19 protein-coding genes are annotated in these 16,880 nt (G+C 73.7%); 6 read left to right on the forward strand and 13 right to left on the reverse strand.

Annotated features, from left to right (window positions below; translation table 11 throughout):
* Window positions 1-44 precede the first annotated feature (44 nt).
* Window positions 45-449: a DUF5997 family protein gene (locus tag AB5J51_RS05030; protein WP_053789193.1), complete on the forward strand. Its 405-nt coding sequence runs from the start codon at window positions 45-47 to the stop codon at window positions 447-449.
* A gap of 73 nt (window positions 450-522) precedes the next feature.
* Window positions 523-1,242, forward strand: coding sequence for a beta-glucanase (locus tag AB5J51_RS05035; RefSeq protein WP_369776964.1), 720 nt, complete (start codon window positions 523-525; stop codon window positions 1,240-1,242).
* Here the strand turns inward: AB5J51_RS05035 and AB5J51_RS05040 are convergent.
* Together AB5J51_RS05040 and AB5J51_RS05045 are read right to left on the reverse strand one after the other, a co-directional pair.
* Complete coding sequence (locus AB5J51_RS05040) at window positions 1,239-1,919, reverse strand: hemerythrin domain-containing protein (protein WP_369776965.1); 681 nt, start codon at window positions 1,917-1,919, stop codon at window positions 1,239-1,241. The two genes, AB5J51_RS05035 and AB5J51_RS05040, sit on opposite strands and share 4 nt — an antisense overlap.
* A gap of 109 nt (window positions 1,920-2,028) precedes the next feature.
* Window positions 2,029-2,790 (reverse strand): carbonic anhydrase, encoded by a 762-nt coding sequence (locus tag AB5J51_RS05045; protein WP_136223938.1) that lies wholly within the window; start codon window positions 2,788-2,790, stop codon window positions 2,029-2,031.
* A 168-nt stretch (window positions 2,791-2,958) separates the two neighbouring features.
* Between AB5J51_RS05045 and AB5J51_RS05050 the strand changes: the two genes are divergently transcribed.
* A complete protein-coding gene (locus tag AB5J51_RS05050) occupies window positions 2,959-3,465 on the forward strand; it encodes a GNAT family N-acetyltransferase (protein ID WP_369776966.1) in 507 nt (168 codons plus the stop codon).
* Between the two features lie 76 nt (window positions 3,466-3,541).
* Here AB5J51_RS05050 and AB5J51_RS05055 read toward each other — a convergent pair whose 3' ends face one another.
* The 5 genes from AB5J51_RS05055 to AB5J51_RS05075 form a co-directional block, all read right to left on the reverse strand.
* Complete coding sequence (locus AB5J51_RS05055) at window positions 3,542-3,841, reverse strand: SHOCT domain-containing protein (RefSeq protein WP_136223936.1); 300 nt, start codon at window positions 3,839-3,841, stop codon at window positions 3,542-3,544.
* Window positions 3,842-3,970: 129 nt separating this feature from the next.
* Window positions 3,971-4,636, reverse strand: coding sequence for a response regulator (locus AB5J51_RS05060; RefSeq protein WP_369776967.1), 666 nt, complete (start codon window positions 4,634-4,636; stop codon window positions 3,971-3,973).
* On the reverse strand, window positions 4,633-5,814 hold the full coding sequence (locus AB5J51_RS05065) for a sensor histidine kinase (protein WP_369776968.1): 1,182 nt from the start codon (window positions 5,812-5,814) through the stop codon (window positions 4,633-4,635). The genes AB5J51_RS05060 and AB5J51_RS05065 overlap by 4 nt, the downstream gene beginning before the upstream one ends.
* Window positions 5,815-5,927: 113 nt before the next feature.
* Window positions 5,928-6,800, reverse strand: coding sequence for a serine hydrolase (locus tag AB5J51_RS05070; RefSeq protein ID WP_369776969.1), 873 nt, complete (start codon window positions 6,798-6,800; stop codon window positions 5,928-5,930).
* Window positions 6,797-7,765: a LysR family transcriptional regulator gene (locus AB5J51_RS05075; protein ID WP_369776970.1), complete on the reverse strand. Its 969-nt coding sequence runs from the start codon at window positions 7,763-7,765 to the stop codon at window positions 6,797-6,799. The genes AB5J51_RS05070 and AB5J51_RS05075 overlap by 4 nt, the downstream gene beginning before the upstream one ends.
* 85 nt (window positions 7,766-7,850) lie before the next feature.
* On the opposite strand from AB5J51_RS05075, the gene AB5J51_RS05080 reads away from it, so the two are divergent.
* The 3 genes from AB5J51_RS05080 (at window position 7,851) to AB5J51_RS05090 (ending at window position 10,575) form a co-directional block, all read left to right on the forward strand.
* Window positions 7,851-8,906 (forward strand): PHB depolymerase family esterase, encoded by a 1,056-nt coding sequence (locus AB5J51_RS05080; protein WP_369776971.1) that lies wholly within the window; start codon window positions 7,851-7,853, stop codon window positions 8,904-8,906.
* A gap of 112 nt (window positions 8,907-9,018) precedes the next feature.
* A complete protein-coding gene (locus AB5J51_RS05085) occupies window positions 9,019-9,777 on the forward strand; it encodes a 3-hydroxybutyrate dehydrogenase (protein ID WP_369776972.1) in 759 nt (252 codons plus the stop codon).
* Window positions 9,778-9,891: 114 nt separating this feature from the next.
* Window positions 9,892-10,575: an HAD family acid phosphatase gene (locus AB5J51_RS05090; RefSeq protein WP_369776973.1), complete on the forward strand. Its 684-nt coding sequence runs from the start codon at window positions 9,892-9,894 to the stop codon at window positions 10,573-10,575.
* A 60-nt stretch (window positions 10,576-10,635) separates the two neighbouring features.
* Here the strand turns inward: AB5J51_RS05090 and AB5J51_RS05095 are convergent, their stop codons facing one another.
* From AB5J51_RS05095 to AB5J51_RS05120, 6 genes are all read right to left on the reverse strand, one after another.
* The gene (locus AB5J51_RS05095) at window positions 10,636-11,874 is read right to left on the reverse strand and encodes a cytochrome P450 (protein ID WP_136223930.1); all 1,239 of its coding nucleotides are present in this window, start codon (window positions 11,872-11,874) and stop codon (window positions 10,636-10,638) included.
* Between the two features lie 26 nt (window positions 11,875-11,900).
* The gene (locus AB5J51_RS05100) at window positions 11,901-13,292 is read right to left on the reverse strand and encodes an NAD(P)/FAD-dependent oxidoreductase (RefSeq protein ID WP_053789181.1); all 1,392 of its coding nucleotides are present in this window, start codon (window positions 13,290-13,292) and stop codon (window positions 11,901-11,903) included.
* The gene (locus AB5J51_RS05105; protein WP_053789359.1) at window positions 13,285-13,527 is read right to left on the reverse strand and encodes a ferredoxin; all 243 of its coding nucleotides are present in this window, start codon (window positions 13,525-13,527) and stop codon (window positions 13,285-13,287) included. The genes AB5J51_RS05100 and AB5J51_RS05105 overlap by 8 nt, the downstream gene beginning before the upstream one ends.
* Window positions 13,528-13,633: 106 nt before the next feature.
* Entirely contained in the window at window positions 13,634-14,266 is a 633-nt protein-coding gene (locus AB5J51_RS05110; RefSeq protein ID WP_369776974.1) for a hypothetical protein, read from the reverse strand.
* Between the two features lie 176 nt (window positions 14,267-14,442).
* Entirely contained in the window at window positions 14,443-15,252 is an 810-nt protein-coding gene (locus AB5J51_RS05115; protein ID WP_369780218.1) for an IclR family transcriptional regulator, read from the reverse strand.
* A gap of 950 nt (window positions 15,253-16,202) precedes the next feature.
* Window positions 16,203-16,781 carry an RNA polymerase sigma factor gene (locus tag AB5J51_RS05120; RefSeq protein ID WP_240805242.1) on the reverse strand — a complete coding sequence of 193 codons (579 nt, stop codon included), beginning with the start codon at window positions 16,779-16,781 and terminating at the stop codon, window positions 16,203-16,205.
* Window positions 16,782-16,880 lie beyond the last annotated feature (99 nt).

Below are 16,880 nucleotides of genomic sequence, written 5' to 3' on the forward strand. Positions count from 1 at the left end.
GGCCGTGGTCAGAAGTAGCGCACACGCTCGATACTCTTGACCCCATGACGTCGCACAAGACCACCCAGACCATGAAGCCCGCCACCGCGGCGAAGAAGCTGGGTGTGTACCTCGAAGCCACCCCCGCTGAGTTCCAGGAGGGGGTCGTGACCCGCAGCGAGCTGAACGCGCTGCAGGCCGAGCCGCCCCAGTGGCTGCAGGATCTGCGACGGTCCGGCCCGCACCCCCGGCCGGTGGTCGCGGCCAAGCTCGGCGTCTCGATCGCCGGTCTCGCGCGCGGCGGGGTCACCGAGGCCCTCACCACGGAGCAGATCGACGCGCTGAAGCAGGAGAACCCGGAGTGGCTCCAGAAGGAGCGCACCACCCAGGCCGAGGTCCGCAAGGAAGCGGTCCGCATCAAGGAGAAGCACGCGGAGCGCGCAGAGCGGACCCAGCGGTCCGACTCCTGACCGGCGTGCGCCGCGGGCGCCGCCGATGCCCCGAAGTGCCCCGTCCCGGGCCGATCGGGTAGAGATCACCGGAATGCGGACGGCGCGCCGCGGGCAGAGCTGCGGGGTGATCTCGCAACTCCTCGCCAAGTTCCGGCGCCCCGGCGCACTCGTCTTCTCGGCCGACTTCGGCTCGACGTCCCGGTGGGTCGCCGGGCGGTCCTGGGCCTATCCCGACGGCGGTCCGGTCAATCCGGGCGACAGCAAACTCGATCATCTGACCGACGATCCCGCCTACAGCCGCAGCGGGACCTTCCGCGCCACCCGGCGGCCGGACGGCAACTGGGACACCGGCCTGCTGACCACCGAGGGCAGCGACGAGGGGTTCCTGCTGCGCGCGGAGGACGTGCTGGAAGCCCGGGTCCGATTGCCGGAGGCGGCCGGCGCCTGGCCCGCGATCTGGACCTGGCGGGACGGCGGCCAGGAGGTCGACGTCTTCGAGTACCACCCCGACAACCCGGACCTGCTGGAACTCTCCAACCACGTCCGGGGCGGCGGATCGCACTACTTCCGCGACGCCGCCGTCCAGCCCGGCGCATGGGTCGACCTCAAGGTCAAGTTCGGTGCGAACTCGGTCGTGTGGTGGGTCAACGGCACCCGCGCGTACGCCGACCGCAGCGGGGTGGGCCGGCGCTGGCGGGCGTACATCATCGTGAACCTGTCGGTGAGCGCGGGCCGCTACCACCCGGCCCCCGACCCGGCCGTCTCCGAGATGTCGTACGAAGTCTCCGACCTCCGCGTCTACCGCTCCTAGCCGTGCCCCACCGCCGCCGCCAGGCGCTCTTCCAGCCGTCGGAAGTTGCGCTCCCCGACCGCGCGCCAGATCACCCGGGGCGCCAGCGGCAGGTGCGCCATGATCAGTATCTGCTCCCCCGGGTCCGCGTCCTTGAGGATCATCCCGAGGACGGTGAGGAGCCTGCTCTTGGGCAGGGCGGCGCTGGCCGCGTCGCCGATCTCGTCCCACTCCGCCTGCGACACCACTGCCGGGACGAGCGGCAGCGCCTCGCGTTCCTCCTGGTCGAAGTGTTCCCCGACGGCCTGCGACACCTGCTCGAGCGCGGCGGCCAGCTCCTCTCCCCGGGCGCTCGCCCCGCCGGCCGTCCACGGCCCGAGGAGGGCGTCCGCCCGTTCGAGGCGGGCCGCCAGGTCGGCGTGCTGGACCCGCATGCGCTTCCACAACTCGCTTTGCCCGGGCGCGCGTTCGGCCAGCTTGGGCCACAGCAGCCGGGCCTCGACCTCGTGGTGGTGGTGCAGGGTGTCCAGCAGCAGCGCCACCCGGTCGGCGACCAGCCTGACCTGCGCGCGGCTCCCGTGGCGCACCCCGCGCACCCGGCCCGCCGCCTCCCGGAACTCACGCCGGAACATCCGGTGGACCACCACCATGTCGTGCGTGGTGATCGGTTTCCCCTGGTTCTCCATCGACGTCGACATCGCCCGTGACCCCCGTCCTGGTGGGATTACCGGGTTCCAGCGTGGGGGCCGGCCAGCCGTCTCCACCAGGGGCGCACGACGGCGCTCCAGCGCCCCCGGGGAGCCTGGTCTACACCAGGGTGCGGACTCTCTGGTCGCCGAGGTCGTAGCGGGCGGCGACGACGGCCAGCTTGCCGGTGGCCATGCGGCGGGCGATGTCGGATTCGGCGGCGAGCCGGTCGCGGGTGCGCCGGGCGTGCGCGTCGATGGTGGCGGCGATACGGGCCTCGCCCTGCTGGCCGTGGTCGATGGAGGGCCGGATCTGGTCGGCCAGGTACTGGATGTGCGCGGGCAGCTGCTCGCCGGTCTCGTCGGCGTGGACGGCGGCGCGGACCGCCCCGCAGGACTGGTGGCCGAGGACCAGCACCAGCGGTATCTCGAGTTCCAGCGCCCCGTACGCGACGCTGCCGAGCACGGCTTCGTCGAGCACCTCGCCCGCGGAGCGCACCGTCAGGAGGTCGCCGAGTCCCTGGTCGAAGACGAGCTCCGGCGGGACGCGGGAGTCGATGCAGCCGAGGACGATCGCGAAGGGGTGCTGGGCCCGGGTGAGTTGGAGCCGTACGGACGGCGACTCGTGCGGGTGCTCCTGGTGGTACGTGCGCCAGCGCCGGTTCCCGGCGGTCAGCCGGCGCAGGGCCTCCTCCGGGGAGACGGGCCGCCCGGCGGTCTCCGGCGCGATGGGTGCAGGAGCGGGAGCCGGGGCGGCGGAGGCGGTGAAGGCGGAACCGAGGGTGAGGACGGACCCGACGGCCGCCGAACCCGCCACGGCGGCGCGGAGCAGGCCGCGACGGCTGGGCGAAGGGGCCTCGACTGTCTGCGTGTTCGAATACATCGCGGGACCGTAACCCGGCGTCCGGGCCACCCGGCCGGGCGAGGGCAGGAATGGCGGGATGCCCGCCCGGATCCGGCCGAAACGAACCACGCCGAGATACACGTCTCAGCCTGTGGACGGCCGAGCCCCGCCGGGGGCACCGCACGCCCGGCGAGGACAATGGGCGCCATGCGTATTCGAGCAGTGCACACCGATGAACTGCCCCTGCTCCAGGCCATCGAGAGAGCGGCCGGGGAATGCTTCCGCGGCATCGGCATGCCGGAGATCGCCGACGACGAACCGCTGCCGCTCGACGAACTCGCCCGCTACCAGCGGGCCGGACTGGCCTGGGCCGCGGTCACGGAGGCCGATGCTCCGCTGGCCTACCTCATCGCCGACCGCGTCGACGGCAACCTCCACATCGAGCAGGTCTCCGTGCATCCGGACGGCGCGCGCCGCCGCATCGGCCGGTCGCTGCTGGACCATCTGGCGGCCCGGGCGGCAGCCGAGTCCATACCGGCGCTGACCCTCACCACGTTCGAGGACGTCCCGTGGAACGCCCCGTACTACGCCCGCTGCGGTTTCGAGCGCCTCGCCGACGGGGAGCTCAGCCCTGGCCTGAAGGACATCCGCGACCGCGAAGCGGAACACGGCCTGGACCGCTGGCCGCGGATCTGCATGCGCCGGGTCCTGTGATGTGCGGGACGGGGGTGGAGGTCCGCGGGTGCGCGGACCTCGTCACCCCGTCGCGCTGACGCTTCGGACGGCGCGGTCAGACGGGGCCGTCCTTGCCGTCGAGACGGGTGCGGCCGAACTGTTCGTCGAGGACCGACAGCCGGCGCCAGTACTCGTCCTCGTCGATCTCGCCGGTGGCGAACCGGCGGCCCAGGATCGCGATCGGCGATTTCTCGCCGTACGAGCCGCGGGTCGCGGCCCACGGTCCGCGCGGGCCGCGGCCGCCGCGCCACACCGTACGGCGCAGGACCGTGACGACGCCGAAGACGACGGCCGCCCAGATCAGCGGGACGAACAGGATCCACGGGCCGGGCCCGTCGTACGCCAGGGTGTTCATCTCGGTTCAGCTCCTCGGAAGGGGTTGCCTTGTCACTTCCGAGACTCGCCCCGGGAGGGTGCCCGGGTCGTCGTACGGCCGGCGGCAGTCCGGGTACGACCGCGGGAGTAGCCCACCGCGGAAGCGGCTTCAGCCCAGCCAGCCGGGCCTGACCAGCCCCGACTCGTACGCCAGCACCACCAGCTGGGCCCGGTCCCGCGCGCCGAGCTTGATCATGGCCCGGCTGACGTGCGTCTTCGCGGTCAGCGGGCTGACCACCAGCCGGCGGGCGATCTCCTCGTTGGACAGGCCGAGGCCCACCAGGGCCATCACCTCGCGCTCCCGCTCGGTCAGCCGCTCCAGCTCCGCCGCCGCCTCGGGCACTTTCGACCGGGCCGCGAACTCCGCGATCAGCCGGCGCGTGACCCCGGGCGAGAGCAGCGAGTCTCCCGCCACCACGGCCCGTACGGCACGCAGCAGTTCCTCCGGCTCCGTGTCCTTGACCAGGAAGCCGGACGCGCCGGAGCGGATCGCCTCGAAGACGTACTCGTCGAGCTCGAAGGTGGTCAGCATGACCACCCTCACCGCGCTCAGCCCCGGGTCCCCGGTGATCGTGCGGGTGGCGGCCAGGCCGTCGAGCACCGGCATCCGGATGTCCATCAGGGCCACGTCCGGGCGTAGTTCGCGCGCCAGCCGGACGGCCTCGGCCCCGTCGGCGGCCTCGCCCGCAACCTCGATGTCCGGCTGCGCGTCGAGCAGCGCACGGAAGCCGGCCCGCACCAGTGCCTGGTCGTCGGCGAGCAGTACGCGGATCACGAGTTCTCCTCGGTTCCCAGCGGGAGCCGGGCCAGTACCCGGAAGCCGCCGTCCGGCCGGGGGCCGGCCTCGATGGTGCCGCCCTGCGCGGCGGCGCGCTCGCGCATCCCGATCAGGCCGGTGCCGCTGCCGCCGGCGTCGCCGCCGGTGGCCGGCCCGTCGTCGTCCACGCGCAGTTCGAGCACGCCGGGCGGCCGGGCGATACGGATCCTGGCGGTCCGGGAGCCCGAGTGGCGCACCACGTTGGTGAGCGCCTCCTGCAGGATCCGGAACGCGGCGAGATCCGTGCCCGGCGGCAGCCCCCGGGCTGCGGCCTCCCCCTCCACCGAGACGGTGAGCCCGGCCGAGGCCGCCTGGTCGACCAGTTCGGGGAGCCGGCCGAGCCCGGGGGCGGGTGTGCGGGGTGCCTCGCCGGGGGCGCGCAGGGTGTTCAGGACCTGCCGGACCTCGCCGAGCGCCTCCTTGCTGGCCGCCTTGATGGTGGTGAGCGCCGTACGGGCCTGCTCGGGGTCCGTGTCGAGCAGGGCCAGGCCCACGCCCGCCTGCACGTTGATCACGGAGATGCTGTGGGCCAGTACGTCGTGCAGCTCCCGGGCGATCCGCAGCCGCTCCTCGTCCACCCGGCGCCGTTCGGCTGCCTTCCGCTCGGCCCGGTCGCGGGCCCACTGCTCCCGGCGTACGCGGACGACCTCGGACGCGGCGAGTACGGCGATCGCCCAGGCGGTGACGCCGCCCTCGGTCCCCCACGGCGCCGGGCCGTCGCCGGGCGGCGGGAGCCAGCGGTACAGCCAGTGCCCGATGAGCAGATGGCCGGCCCACAGGGCCCCCACCGCGCCCCAGGCGGCGTAGCGGTGTCCGGCGACGACGGCGGCGAAACAGGCCAGGGCGACACTGATGAAGACGGGGCCGTAGGGGTATCCGCCGGCGAGGTAGGCCAGCGTGACCGCGCAGACGCCGTACACGACGGGCACCGGGTACCGGTGCCGCAGGAGCAGCAGGGCCGGCCCGAGGAGCAGCAGGAGCCTGCCGAGCGCGCCGACCGGCTCCCGGTCGGGCTGGAGGTGGTGGACCCACCCGGTGGACGCCTGCGTGAACACGGCCACGAGCAGCGAGGACCGCCAGGGCAGCCGCCCGGCGCCCGTGCGCTCCGCCCAGTACTCCCGCCGCCGCTCCGCCATGCGGCCACGCTAGACCGCCGGGGGCGCCGTCGTCGTCCGCCGGGCGGGCCGATCGGGCGTACTCCCGGTGGAGTACGTACACCGCGTGGGGCGGGCCTGCGGTCTTGGACCGGCTACGTCGCGCGCAGGGCGTCGACGGCGATGCGGGCGGTGGTGCCGATCACGGCGTCGGCCGCGGGGAGGGTGGCTGCGGGGTTGGCGGCCCGGGTGAAGACGGCGACGGCGTAGCGGCCGCCGTCGGGGTACTCGATGACGCCGACCTCGTTGCGCAGGGTCGGCAGGCTGCCGGTCTTCCCGGCGACGTGGACGTCGTCGAAGGGGAATCCGGCGGCCATCCGGTGGGGCCACACCTGGAGTCCGAGCAGTCGGCGGATCGCTGCGCCGTGTTCGGGGGTGCAGGCCTCGTCGCGCCAGACGGCGGCGAGCAGCCGGGTCATGTCGCGGGGCGTGCTGCGGTTGCTGTGGGCCGGGTCGAGGGCGCGGAGCCGGGAGATGACGTGCGGATCGGCGAGGGCCCGGGCGCCGGCGGGCCCCGCGTCCTCCCGGACGGTGGCGAAGAGCGAGCGGAAGGTGTGGACGGCGCGGGTACGGGTGAGGCCGAGCCGGGCCGTGGCCTCGTTGACGCCGTCGAGGCCTATGCGTGCGAGGAGCAGGTCGGCGGCGGCGTTGTCGCTGACGGCCGTCATCAGGTACGCGGCGTCGCGCAGGGACATGCGCACGGGATCCAGCATCGCGGCCAGTCCGGTGGGGCCGGCGGTGCGGTCGCCCGGCGGGCACTCGACCTGTTCGCCGAGGTCGACCCGGCCGGCGGCGGCGTGCTCGTGGAGGGCGACGAGCAGGCAGAGCTTGTGCACGCTGGCGGTGACGACCGGCTGGTCCGCTCCGGCGTCGATCTCCGTACCGGAATCGATGTCGACGGCGTGCAGCCGGCCGGTGACGCCGGCTTCGGCGAAGGCCGCGCGAATGCGGTGGAGGGTGTGGTTCACAGCCAGTACTCCGCTGCCGGGCGCAGGTGGAGCGGCCGTGCGGGTACGTCGGCGGTCACCGCCGCAGTGTTCCACAGGGCGCGCGAGGTCGCTTCGGTGAAGGCGCCGACGGCGGCGTCGCCGCGGCCCTGCGGCCAAGCGACGCTGTGGCGCCAGGCGAGCGGGGAGCCGGCGAGGGGCCGCCAGACGATGTCCGCGTACGGCCCCGCGGCATCTGCCGACCCGGTGTCGCGCGGGACGAAGGCCACCGCGTTCGTGGAGAGGACGAGACCGCGGACGAAGCCGGTGCCGCGGCCCTGCCGGACGGTGGCGGGCGTGTAGCCGCCCCGGGCACAGGTGTTGAGCACGTCGTCGTGCAGGGCGGGGGCCTCGGCGCGCGGGAAGAGGACCAGGCCGTGTCCGGTGAGGGCGGCGAGGGGGACCTCGTCCAGTGTGGCGGCCGGGGCCTCGCGGGGCAGCAGCACGCCGAGTTCGCGGCGCAGGACCGGCCCGAGCTCCAGCCCGGCGAGGTCGCAGGGGTGCCGGACGAGCCCGACGTCCAGCTCCCGCGAGGCGAAGCGGGCCAGCTGCTCGGCGGTGGACAGCTCGTGGAGCTCCAGCTCCACGCCGGGGTGGTGCTGCCGGAAGGCGGCCAGGATCGCGGCGATCGCCTCGCCGGCGAGGTCGGGCGGCAGCGCGGCGCGCAGGAGTCCGCTCTCGCCGTTGCGGATGCGGCGGGCCGTGGCTGCGAGGGCGTCGGCCCGGGCGAGCAGCAGGCGGGCGTCCTCCAACAGCATCGTGCCGGCCGCGGTGATGGTCACCTGGCGGCTGGTGCGTTCGAAGAGCCGGACGCCGAGCTCGCGCTCCAGGCGCTGGATGCGCTGGGACAGGGGCGGCTGGGCCATCCCGAGCAGCTCGGCGGCACGGCCGAAATGTCTTTCTTCTGCAACAGCCACGAAGCACTGCAGATGCCGGATCAAGTCCACGGCCAGCAACGATATCGGAGATTGATGGATCCCCGATCGATAGGGATCTTGGACGGCGGCCGAGCGTCGGTGTTGTGCTCACGGCATGTCCTCGAACTTCGCGAACCCCTCGGCCTCGTTGCCGTCCCCCCACCGCTCCCACCGCTCCCGCCGCACCCGACGCGCCGCGCGCACCGCCGCCCTGGCCCTCGGCCTCGCGCTGACCGCCACGCTCACCGGCTGTACGGCGGGCCCGCGGCCACCCGCGGCGGCCGGGCCGACCGTGAGCGGGAGGGCGTCCGCATCCGCGTCCGCCCCCACCGCCGCGGCCGCCGACAGCCGGGAGCGGCTGACCGTCGACGGCGGCACCCGGGAGTACCTGGTGCACCGCTCCGCCGCGGACGGCGCGGGACCCCGGCCGCTCCTCATCGCCTTCCACGGACGCGGCGCCGACGCCGAGAACCTGCGGAAGCAGAGCGGCCTGGACCGCGCCGCCGAGGCCCGCGGCATGCTCGTCGTGTACCCCGAGGCCGTGGGCAAGGCCTGGGGCGCCGGCACCGCTCCCTCCGCGCAGCGGCCGGATCCGGACGCCGATGTCCGGTTCACCGAGGCCCTGGTCGCCGAGCTCGTGCGCACCGGCCGGGCCGACCCGCACCGGGTCTACGTCGCCGGGTTCTCCAACGGCGGCTCCATGGCCCTGCGGATGGCCGCGCAGCGGCCGGACCTGGTCGCGGGCGCGGCCTCGGTCTCCGGTGAACTCCCCACCGGGGCCGCCGCAGTGAAGCCCACCGGCCCGGTCCCCGTGCTGATCGTCTACGGGGCCGAGGACCCCGTACGCCCGCTGGCCGGACTGCCGAGTCCCGGGCCGGCCGGTCCCGGGGAGGAACCCATCACCGCGACCATGTCCGCCCGGGCGAGCGCGGAGGCGTTCGCCGCCGCAGGCGGGGCCGGCGATCCCGCCGAGGAGGGCAAGCCCGGCTACGACTCCGTCACCTGGCGGCCCGGCCCCGCGGGGGCGACCGTACGGCTGCTCGTCATGCACGGGGCGGGCCACACCTGGCCGGGCTCGGCCGTTCCGCCGCCCGCGGGCTTCGGCCCCGTCAGCACCGCACTGGATGCGAGCAGCACCGTGCTCGACTTCCTTTCCGCCGGGCGACGTTGACGGCAGCCGTCGCCTCGGCACGATGCGCATGGCGGCGCGCGCCACACCAGGGTGACCGAGTGTGGTGCGCGCCGCCATGGGCGCGGCCGCCGGCCCTCCCTACTGTTCAGCCATGACGAGCCAACTTCCTTTCCTGCGGGAGCGCGTCGCGCTGGTGACCGGCGGCGGCAGCGGCATCGGCCGGGCCTGCGCGATCGCCCTGGCCGAGGCGGGCGCCACCGTCCACGTGGTCGACATGGGCGAGGAGTCGGCCCGGAGCGTCGCCGCACTGGTCGGCGGGCAGGCGCACGTCGTCGACCTCGCCGACCCCGCCGCGATCGAGGGGCTGCCCGCAGCGGTGGACATCCTGGTCAACAGCGCGGGCCTGCAACACGTCGCCCCCATCACGGACTTCCCGGCCGAGCGCTTCACCCGGATCCAGCAGGTGATGGTCACCGCGCCGTTCCTGCTGCTGCGCCACGTGCTGCCGCACATGTACGCGGCCGGCTGGGGCCGGGTGGTCAACATCTCCAGCGTGCACGGGCTGCGCGCCAGCGCCTACAAGTCCGCCTACGTCGCCGCCAAGCACGGCCTGGAGGGGCTCAGCAAGGTCACCGCGCTCGAGAGCGCCCCGTACGGCGTGACCAGCAATTGCATCAGCCCCGGTTACGTGCGCACGCCCCTGGTGGAGGCCCAGATCGAGCAGCAGGCCGCCGCACACGGCATCGGGCCCGACGAGGTGCTGTCAGAGGTGCTGCTCACCCGGTCCGCGCTCAAGCGCCTGATCGAGCCCGAGGAGGTCGCGGCGGCCGCCGTGTGGCTGTGCGGGCCGCACGCCGGCTACCTCACCGGAACCTCGCTCCCCCTCGACGGGGGATGGACCGCCACGTGAACGATTCGGCCACCAAAAATTAACTACCGGTCAGTAGACAGGGAGGGCGAGCATGCGGATTCTGGCCCCGTACATGTCATTTCAGCCAATGAAGCCCATGAGGAGCGCCCCCACATGCGCAGCACCCGCGCCCGCATCCGCACGCTCGCAACCGCCACCGGCACTGCCACGGCCACCGTCGTCCTGATGCTGGCCCCCGTCGCCTCCGCCCAGGCCGCCCCGGTCCCCACCCCGGCCCCGGCTGCCGCCCCGGCCGCGGCGACGGCCTCCGCTCCCGGCGGCAACGCGCTCATCCGCGGTATCGACTACGGCACGTGGAAGCGCGACGTCGCCGCCGTCATGGCCACGGCCCGCCCGTACGTCGAGCAGCGCATCGCCCGGTCGCCCGCCGGCGAGAAGCCCGCGATCGTCCTCGACATCGACAACTCCTCGCTGGAGACGGACTTCCACTGGTTCTGGACCTTCCCGACCCCGGCGATCTCCGAGGTCCGCGACCTGACCCGGTACGCCGACGAGCACGGTGTCGCCATCATCTTCGTCACCGCCCGCCCGGGGATCATCCACTCCCTCACCGAGCACAACCTCAAGGCGGTCGGCTACCCCGTCTCGGACCTGTACGTCCGGGACCTGCCCGACCTCTTCAGCGAGGTCAGCACCTACAAGACGGCCAAGCGCGCCCAGATCGAGGCCCGCGGCTACACGATCATCGCGAACATCGGCAACAACAACAGCGACCTGGTCGGCGGCCACGCGGAGCGCACCTTCAAGCTGCCGGACTACGACGGCAAGCTCTCCTAGTCCGGATCACGGTTGCCGGCCGCCTCTGCGCAGGCGGCCGGCTCCCGACCGCGGTCCGTGTCAGGGGCGGATCCCGTCGCAGGTGACCTGGAGGTGGCGCGGGCCGCGCAGCACCGCGTTCTGCCGGTAGGGCGGCGGGTCCTCGACCAGGCGCGGGTTCTCCAGGCGGCGGGCCAGCTCGCTCAGCGCGAGCTGCGCCTCCAGCCGGGCCAGCGGGGCGCCGAAGCAGCTGTGGATGCCGCTGCCGAGGCCCAGGTGCTGGATGTCCTTGCGGTACGGGTCGAAGCGGTCCGGGTTCTCGAAGCGGTCCGGGTCCCGGTTGCCGGAGGCGAGGATCAGCCACATCGAGGAGCCCTTGGGGATGGTGACCCCGCGGACCTCGATGTCGACGAGCGGGGTGCGCTGCGGCAGCAGCTGCACCGGCGGTTCGAACCGCAGCAGCTCCTCCACCATCGGCACCGCGAGCCCGGGCGTCTCGCGCAGCTGCTTCAGGACGTCCGGGTTGCGCAGCAGCGTGAGCATCCCGTTGGTGATCAGGTTGACGGTGGTCTCGTGGCCCGCGATCAGCAGCAGGGCTGCCGTGCTGAGCAGCTCCATCGTGCTCATCGACTCGTCCTGGCCGTGCCCGGCGGCCAGTTGGGAGAGCATGTCGTCGCCGGGGTTCTTGCGGCGCTCCTCGATCAGCCCGGCCAGGTACATGCCGAGTTCCATCCGGGCGTCGTGGGTGATCTTGTCGCGCTCCTTCGCGTCGGCGTCCGGATCGGGGTCCAGGCTCGCGGCCAGGGTGTCGGCCCAGACGTGGAAGCGTGGCTCGTCCTCGCGCGGCACACCGAGCAGCCGGCAGATCATGGTGACGGGGAACGGGTAGGCGAACTGGTCGACCAGGTCGATCCGGGCCGGGTCGCCGAGGTTGTCGATGAGACCCGTGACGATGCCCTTGAGGTCGTCGCGCATCCCCTCGATGCGGTGCGGGGAATGCGGCGGCCCGAAGGGCCGGTTGGTCATCCGGCGCAGCCGGTCGTGCTCCGGGGGGTCCAGCTTCAGGAAGCTCGGCGGCAGGGCCGCGGCACCTTCGTCCTCGCTCTCGGCGAGCGGATCCCCCGCCGTCGCGGCCAGGTTGCGGGCCTCGGAGCTGAGCCGCGGGTCGTGCAACAGGCTCTGGATGTCGTGGTACTTGCTGATGACGTACGGGCCGTCCCCGTCGTGGAACACCGGGGTCTTGCGCAGCTCCTCGTACAGCGGGTACGGATTCGCGCGGTTGGAGTAGTCGAGGATGTCGCTCAGGATGCCTTGCTTCATGCCGGGTCCTCCGGAGGGCGGGCGGGTCAGTGCCCGGCGGGGGTGAACGTCATCCGCCGGTCGGCCGGCGAATATCCGCTGAGGGTGATGGTCGGCCCGTGCGTGGGCACGGACGGGTCGGGGAAGTCCGCGGGCAGGGGCTTTTGCCCTTCGGGGCGCCGGTCGACCGTGGGGAACGGCGGCGGGAACGGGGCCGTGGCCTCGATCTGCTGCTCGTAGAACTGCAGCCAGCGCGAGTTGTCGAAGGTGACCGCCCCGATGACGCGGCCCTGGTATCCGTAGACGCCGGTGAAGCGGCGCTCGGCGCGCGAGCCCTGCGCGATCATGATCTCGGTCCCCATCGAGGGCACGCCGACCGACTTGATGTTCACCCCGAACTGGGTGGACCAGAAGGCCGGCACCCAGATGTGGGGGCGGCGCTCGGTGCTCTCGCTGAGCATGTTGTGGGCCGCGGTCTCGGCCTGGGAGACGGCATTGCCCCAGTGCTCCAGGGACAGGAACTGGTAGCCGAACAGCGGGTGCGGGGAGCGGGCGACGTCGCCCGCCACGAAGATGTCGTCGGTGACGATGCCGCGGATGTCGAAGGCCCGGCAGCCCGCGTCGCAGGCGATGCCGCGGGGGCCGGCGCCGAGCCCGGAGCCGGTCAGCCACTCGGTGTTGCGCTGGGCGCCGAGCGAGACGACCACGACGTCGCACTCCAGGGACGTGCCGTCGGAGAAGTGCGCGGCGCGGACCCGTCCGGTGGTGTCGCCCTCGAGGCCGGTGACCATCACGCCGGTGCGCAGGTCGACGCCGTTCTCCCGCTGCATCTCGGCGGCGACCGCGCCGACGACCCCGCCCAGCGCGCCGACGAGCGGCGCGTCGCCGCGTTCGGCGACGGTGACCTCGAGCCCGCGCTCGCGGCAGGCGGAGGCGATCTCGGAGCCGGTGAACCCGGCGCCGATGACGAGGACCCGGCGGGGGCCGGCGTCGAGCCGCCGGGCCAGGGCCGCGCCGTCGTCGCGGGTCCGCAGGACGAACACGCCGTCGAGCTCCGCCTCGGCCGGGTTGGGCCAGGGCCGGGCCCGGACGCCGGTGGCGATCAGCAGCCTGTCGTAGGGCACCTCGTCGCCGTCGGCCAGCTTGACCCGCCTGGCCGCCATGTCCAGGCCGCTGGCCGCCACGCCGAGGCGCCACTGCGCGTCGATCTCCCGACGGCGGGGCAGCGCGGTGCGCTCCGCCGCGCCCTTGCCGAGGAGGGCCTGCTTCGACAGGGGCGGGCGGTCGTACGGTTCGTACGGCTCGTCGCCGATCATGGTCAGCGAGCCCTTGAAGCCCTTGTCGCGCAGGGTCTCGGCACCGCGCAGACCGGCGAGCGAGGCTCCGACGACGACGATCCGGCCGTCCGCCTTGAGGCGATCCAGAGCTGCGTCAGCCATCGGATGCCTCCCCGCCGCCGGCGCCGGGGGCGGCCGCGGCCATGTCCAGTTCGTCGACGAGGATGGCCTGGACGGGACAGGCGGCGACCGCCTGGGCCACCCGCTCGCGGTATGCGTCCTCCGCCTGCGGGTCGTAGAGCAGGCCCTCGTCTCCGTGCATCGCGAAGACGTCGGGTGCGAGGAAGGCGCACTGCGCGTATCCCTGGCACCGGTTGAGATCGACGACAAGCCTCAGCAAGGTCCAGTCCTTTCGTTGGCCCCTCCGACTCCCGGCCAGCGTGCGGCGCGCGGACCGGGAGGGCCCGTCCGGCAAGGCCATTGGGGTGACGGCCTGGCAGGTGTCACGGGGTCCGCCGTGCGGTGCGCAGGATGTACAGGCTCAGGAGCAGGGCCCAGCCCGGGAAGACGAGCTCGCTCCAGGGCAGGCTGGAGCCGACCACCAGCAGGAGCAGCCCGACCAGGGTGCCGACCATGACGAGCGGCCTGGGGAAGACTCCGAGCTTGCGTCCGATGGTCGAGGTCGCCAGGACGAAGACGGCGGCCATCCGCATCCCGTACGTCGTGAGCAGCGTGTACGCGAAGTGCCGGCCGAAGCCGTTGGGATCCTCGGCGTCGAGCACGGTCCCGGCGGCCGCGACGGCAGTGAAGAGGCAGGCGACGAAGACCAGTCCGCTGCCCAGGAAGACGGTGGCGATGAACCGGTCCTCGGCGTCCCCGGTGTGCTGGCGCAGCGCGCCCATGAACCAGAGGAAGGCGATCCCGGCGAACGGGACGAGCTCCAGCGCCCATTGCAGCTCCCCCCGCCTGCCCGGGGCGATCTGCACCTGGTCGCCGCCGCCCCCTTCGGGCAGCGCGAGCCGTGCGAGCACCATCGCCGCGGCGAGCAGGACGGCGAAGACGACCCCGGCCAGGCCTGCGGCCTTGGGAGTGCTCAGGTTCTGTTCCCGGGTCGTCCCCGATGCTCCCTGTGTCATGGCTCCAGCAAGCCGCCCGCCGGGCCCGCGTGCCAGCGGGGCGGCGCGGTCGGGTGACGCAGCGGTACGGGGCCTGCGGCATACGGGTCGGGCGGGGGCCACCGCGGATCCCGCGGCGGTTCCCGCCCGTTCCCGCCCGTTCCCGCCCGTTCCCGTCCGATATCCCGGACGGCCGGCTAGACGGTCGTGATGAGGAGGCCGCCCGGCTCGCCCGCTCCTTCCTCCTGCTGCGGCGGCGCCGTCCGGGGTGCGCCCGGGCCGGTGCCCGCGACGATGAGCGCGAGCAGGACGGCCGCGGCCTCGCTCTGCAGGATCCGGGCGGCCTGCACCAGGCGGTGCGGGTCCGGAGCCGGGATGGACAGGGCCAGGCATTCGGCGTTGGGGCCCGAGGTGATCGGGACGGCCGCGCAGACCGTGCCGAGGGCGTACTCCTGCAGGTCCAGCAGGGGGGTGCCCGGCCGGCGGCCGTCGAGCTGCCGGAAGAGGTCCTCCTGACGGGTGAGGGTGTGGGCGGTGAACCGCTCCGCCCGGTGCCGGGAGAGGTGGTCCTTGCGGCCGTCGGGAGCGAGCTGGGCCAGCAGGGCCTTGCCGACGGCCGAGGCATGGGCGGCGGCCCGGAAGTCGACCCACTCCTCCACGAGCGGTGTCGCCGGACCGTCGGCGTACTGGGTGATGCACACCTCACCGTCGGTGTAGCGGGCCACGTAGACGGCGGCGCCGACCGCGTCCCGTACCCAGGCGAGGGTCTCCTGCAGATGTCCGCGCCCGTCGCCGGACGCCGTCTCGGTCAGTAAGAGCGCGCGGCCGGCGATGTACGCGCCGGGGCCGGCCGGGGCGGCCAGGTTCGCCCGTACCAGCTGCTCCATCACCCGGGCCAGCACCAGCTGCGGCAACCGCGTCTCACGGGCGATCTGCGCGAGGCTCACGCCCCCCGAGTAGCGGCCCACGACCTCCAGGACGCGCAGCGCCCGGTGGACGGTCTCCATCGCGACCGGAGCGAGCCGCGCTTCGGCGCCGCTGCGGGCGGCCGGGGCCGGCTGCGGCTGCCTGAGGGCCTCGAGCGCCCAGGCGTTCGCCTCGTCCGTCAGGTGCAGGAGGTTCAGGCGTGCGTGCTGGGCCACCGCCACGGCCACCTGCGGTCCGAGGAGGAACACCTCGCCCAGATCGTGGTCGTCACTCCAGCTGCAGGCGGTCACGGCCCGGCGCAGCCGGGCGGGGAGCCGGTACGGGGGCCGCCCGCCGTGGCCCCGTACCGCCGTCAGGGCGGTGAGGTCCTGGGTGGTGATCGGCGGCGAGGTCCAGATGACCGAGGCGCCGAGGGCCTCCTCCAGGTTCTCCGGGACCTCCGGCAGGTGCGGCAGACCCTCGTCCGGCGGCAGCACCTCGGCCAGCGCCTTCCAGTGCCGGGCGGTGGCCACCTCGGCGCGTGCGAGGTGGTGGAGGTGGAGCAGGCGGGCCGCGGTCTGCGAGCCGGCTCCTGCCGCGTACTGGAACCAGAACTGTGCGCCCTCCATCCGGTCGGCCAGGTGCAGGAGGCAGCCGAACAGCAGCGCCGGTTCCGCCCCGTGGGGCCAGGTTCCGGCGGCCAGGGCGAGTTCGGCGAAGGAGCGGCTCTCCGCCAGGGACCAGGCCAGGTCGTCCAGGAGTCTTGCGGCCCGTGCGTGGCAGGCGGCGTCCAGTACGAGGTCGTCCGCCGGGGTGGGCACCAGCGCGGGCAGGGGCGCCGGTCCGGCGAGGGGGGCCGGTGCCGGAACGGCGCCCCGGCCGGTGGCGCCGGTCGCCGATCGGGCCCGGTCCGCCGCGATGCGGCGGGCGATGCGCCGCCGGGCGGCGTCCTCGTCGTAGCCGGCGTACTCCTCCATCAGCACCTGGGCCCGCCCCAGTGCCGCCGCGAGCTCCTCCCCCGGCACGGCGTCGCGGTCGGCCGTCATGTCGCTCACTGGCCCTTCTCCTCTCCGGGAGCCCAGTCCGCCCCGAGTTTCTGGGACAGGATTCGGCTTGCGCCTCGAATGTGGGAACGCACCGTCGCGGGGGAGATCCCCATCATCCGGCCGACGGTTCCGCTGTCGTACCCCAGCAGGAAGGCCAGCAGCACCACGTCGTAGTGCCGCTCGGGCAGGCACGCGATCGCCGCGTACAGGCCGAGCTTGGACTCCAGCAGTTCCATGCGCTGCCGGGAGGCGCGGCGCAGGGCGGCGAACCAGGCCGTTTCCACCATCGCCGCCGGCCGGCCCAGGACCGCCAGCCTGCGCGCGACGTGTTCCCGCAGCACCGCCCAGGCGAATCCGTGCAGGCTCGCCTCCTTGAGCGCCTGGCGCCACACCTTCAGCAGGAACGTGAACACGTCGTCGACGACGTCCTCGGCGTCCTCGCGGGAGCCCAGCTGCAGGTGTGCGTAGCGCAGGTAGGCGCGGTGGTGCTGGGAGTGGAACGCGCTGAACTCCACCGGCAGGACGCCGGCCAGCTCGCTGGAGACCGCCCGGTCCCCGGACGGGTCGAACTCGCCCTCACTCATGCGCTCCTCCAGGGATGCCGGTCATCGCCGGTACGAGCGGTCGCGGCCCGGGTCCTCGCACCCGGGTGGCGTGGGTGTCTCCTGAGGGCCTCGAAAGCG

It is taken from the genome of Streptomyces sp. R33, assembly GCF_041200175.1.
GTDB lineage: Bacteria > Actinomycetota > Actinomycetes > Streptomycetales > Streptomycetaceae > Streptomyces > Streptomyces katrae_B.

Coding starts and splice junctions, on each gene's coding strand:
- AB5J51_RS05055 (WP_136223936.1), bottom strand. CDS start 3,841: ATGAACACCCTGGCGTACGACGGGCCCGGCCCGTGGATCCTGTTCGTC.
- AB5J51_RS05085 (WP_369776972.1), top strand. CDS start 9,019: ATGACGAGCCAACTTCCTTTCCTGCGGGAGCGCGTCGCGCTGGTGACC.
- AB5J51_RS05050 (WP_369776966.1), top strand. CDS start 2,959: ATGCGTATTCGAGCAGTGCACACCGATGAACTGCCCCTGCTCCAGGCC.
- AB5J51_RS05115 (WP_369780218.1), bottom strand. CDS start 15,252: ATGGAGACCGTCCACCGGGCGCTGCGCGTCCTGGAGGTCGTGGGCCGC.
- AB5J51_RS05035 (WP_369776964.1), top strand. CDS start 523: ATGCGGACGGCGCGCCGCGGGCAGAGCTGCGGGGTGATCTCGCAACTC.
- AB5J51_RS05110 (WP_369776974.1), bottom strand. CDS start 14,266: ATGACACAGGGAGCATCGGGGACGACCCGGGAACAGAACCTGAGCACT.
- AB5J51_RS05040 (WP_369776965.1), bottom strand. CDS start 1,919: ATGTCGACGTCGATGGAGAACCAGGGGAAACCGATCACCACGCACGAC.
- AB5J51_RS05045 (WP_136223938.1), bottom strand. CDS start 2,790: ATGTATTCGAACACGCAGACAGTCGAGGCCCCTTCGCCCAGCCGTCGC.
- AB5J51_RS05120 (WP_240805242.1), bottom strand. CDS start 16,781: ATGAGTGAGGGCGAGTTCGACCCGTCCGGGGACCGGGCGGTCTCCAGC.
- AB5J51_RS05095 (WP_136223930.1), bottom strand. CDS start 11,874: ATGAAGCAAGGCATCCTGAGCGACATCCTCGACTACTCCAACCGCGCG.
- AB5J51_RS05100 (WP_053789181.1), bottom strand. CDS start 13,292: ATGGCTGACGCAGCTCTGGATCGCCTCAAGGCGGACGGCCGGATCGTC.
- AB5J51_RS05065 (WP_369776968.1), bottom strand. CDS start 5,814: ATGGCGGAGCGGCGGCGGGAGTACTGGGCGGAGCGCACGGGCGCCGGG.
- AB5J51_RS05090 (WP_369776973.1), top strand. CDS start 9,892: ATGCGCAGCACCCGCGCCCGCATCCGCACGCTCGCAACCGCCACCGGC.
- AB5J51_RS05080 (WP_369776971.1), top strand. CDS start 7,851: ATGTCCTCGAACTTCGCGAACCCCTCGGCCTCGTTGCCGTCCCCCCAC.
- AB5J51_RS05030 (WP_053789193.1), top strand. CDS start 45: ATGACGTCGCACAAGACCACCCAGACCATGAAGCCCGCCACCGCGGCG.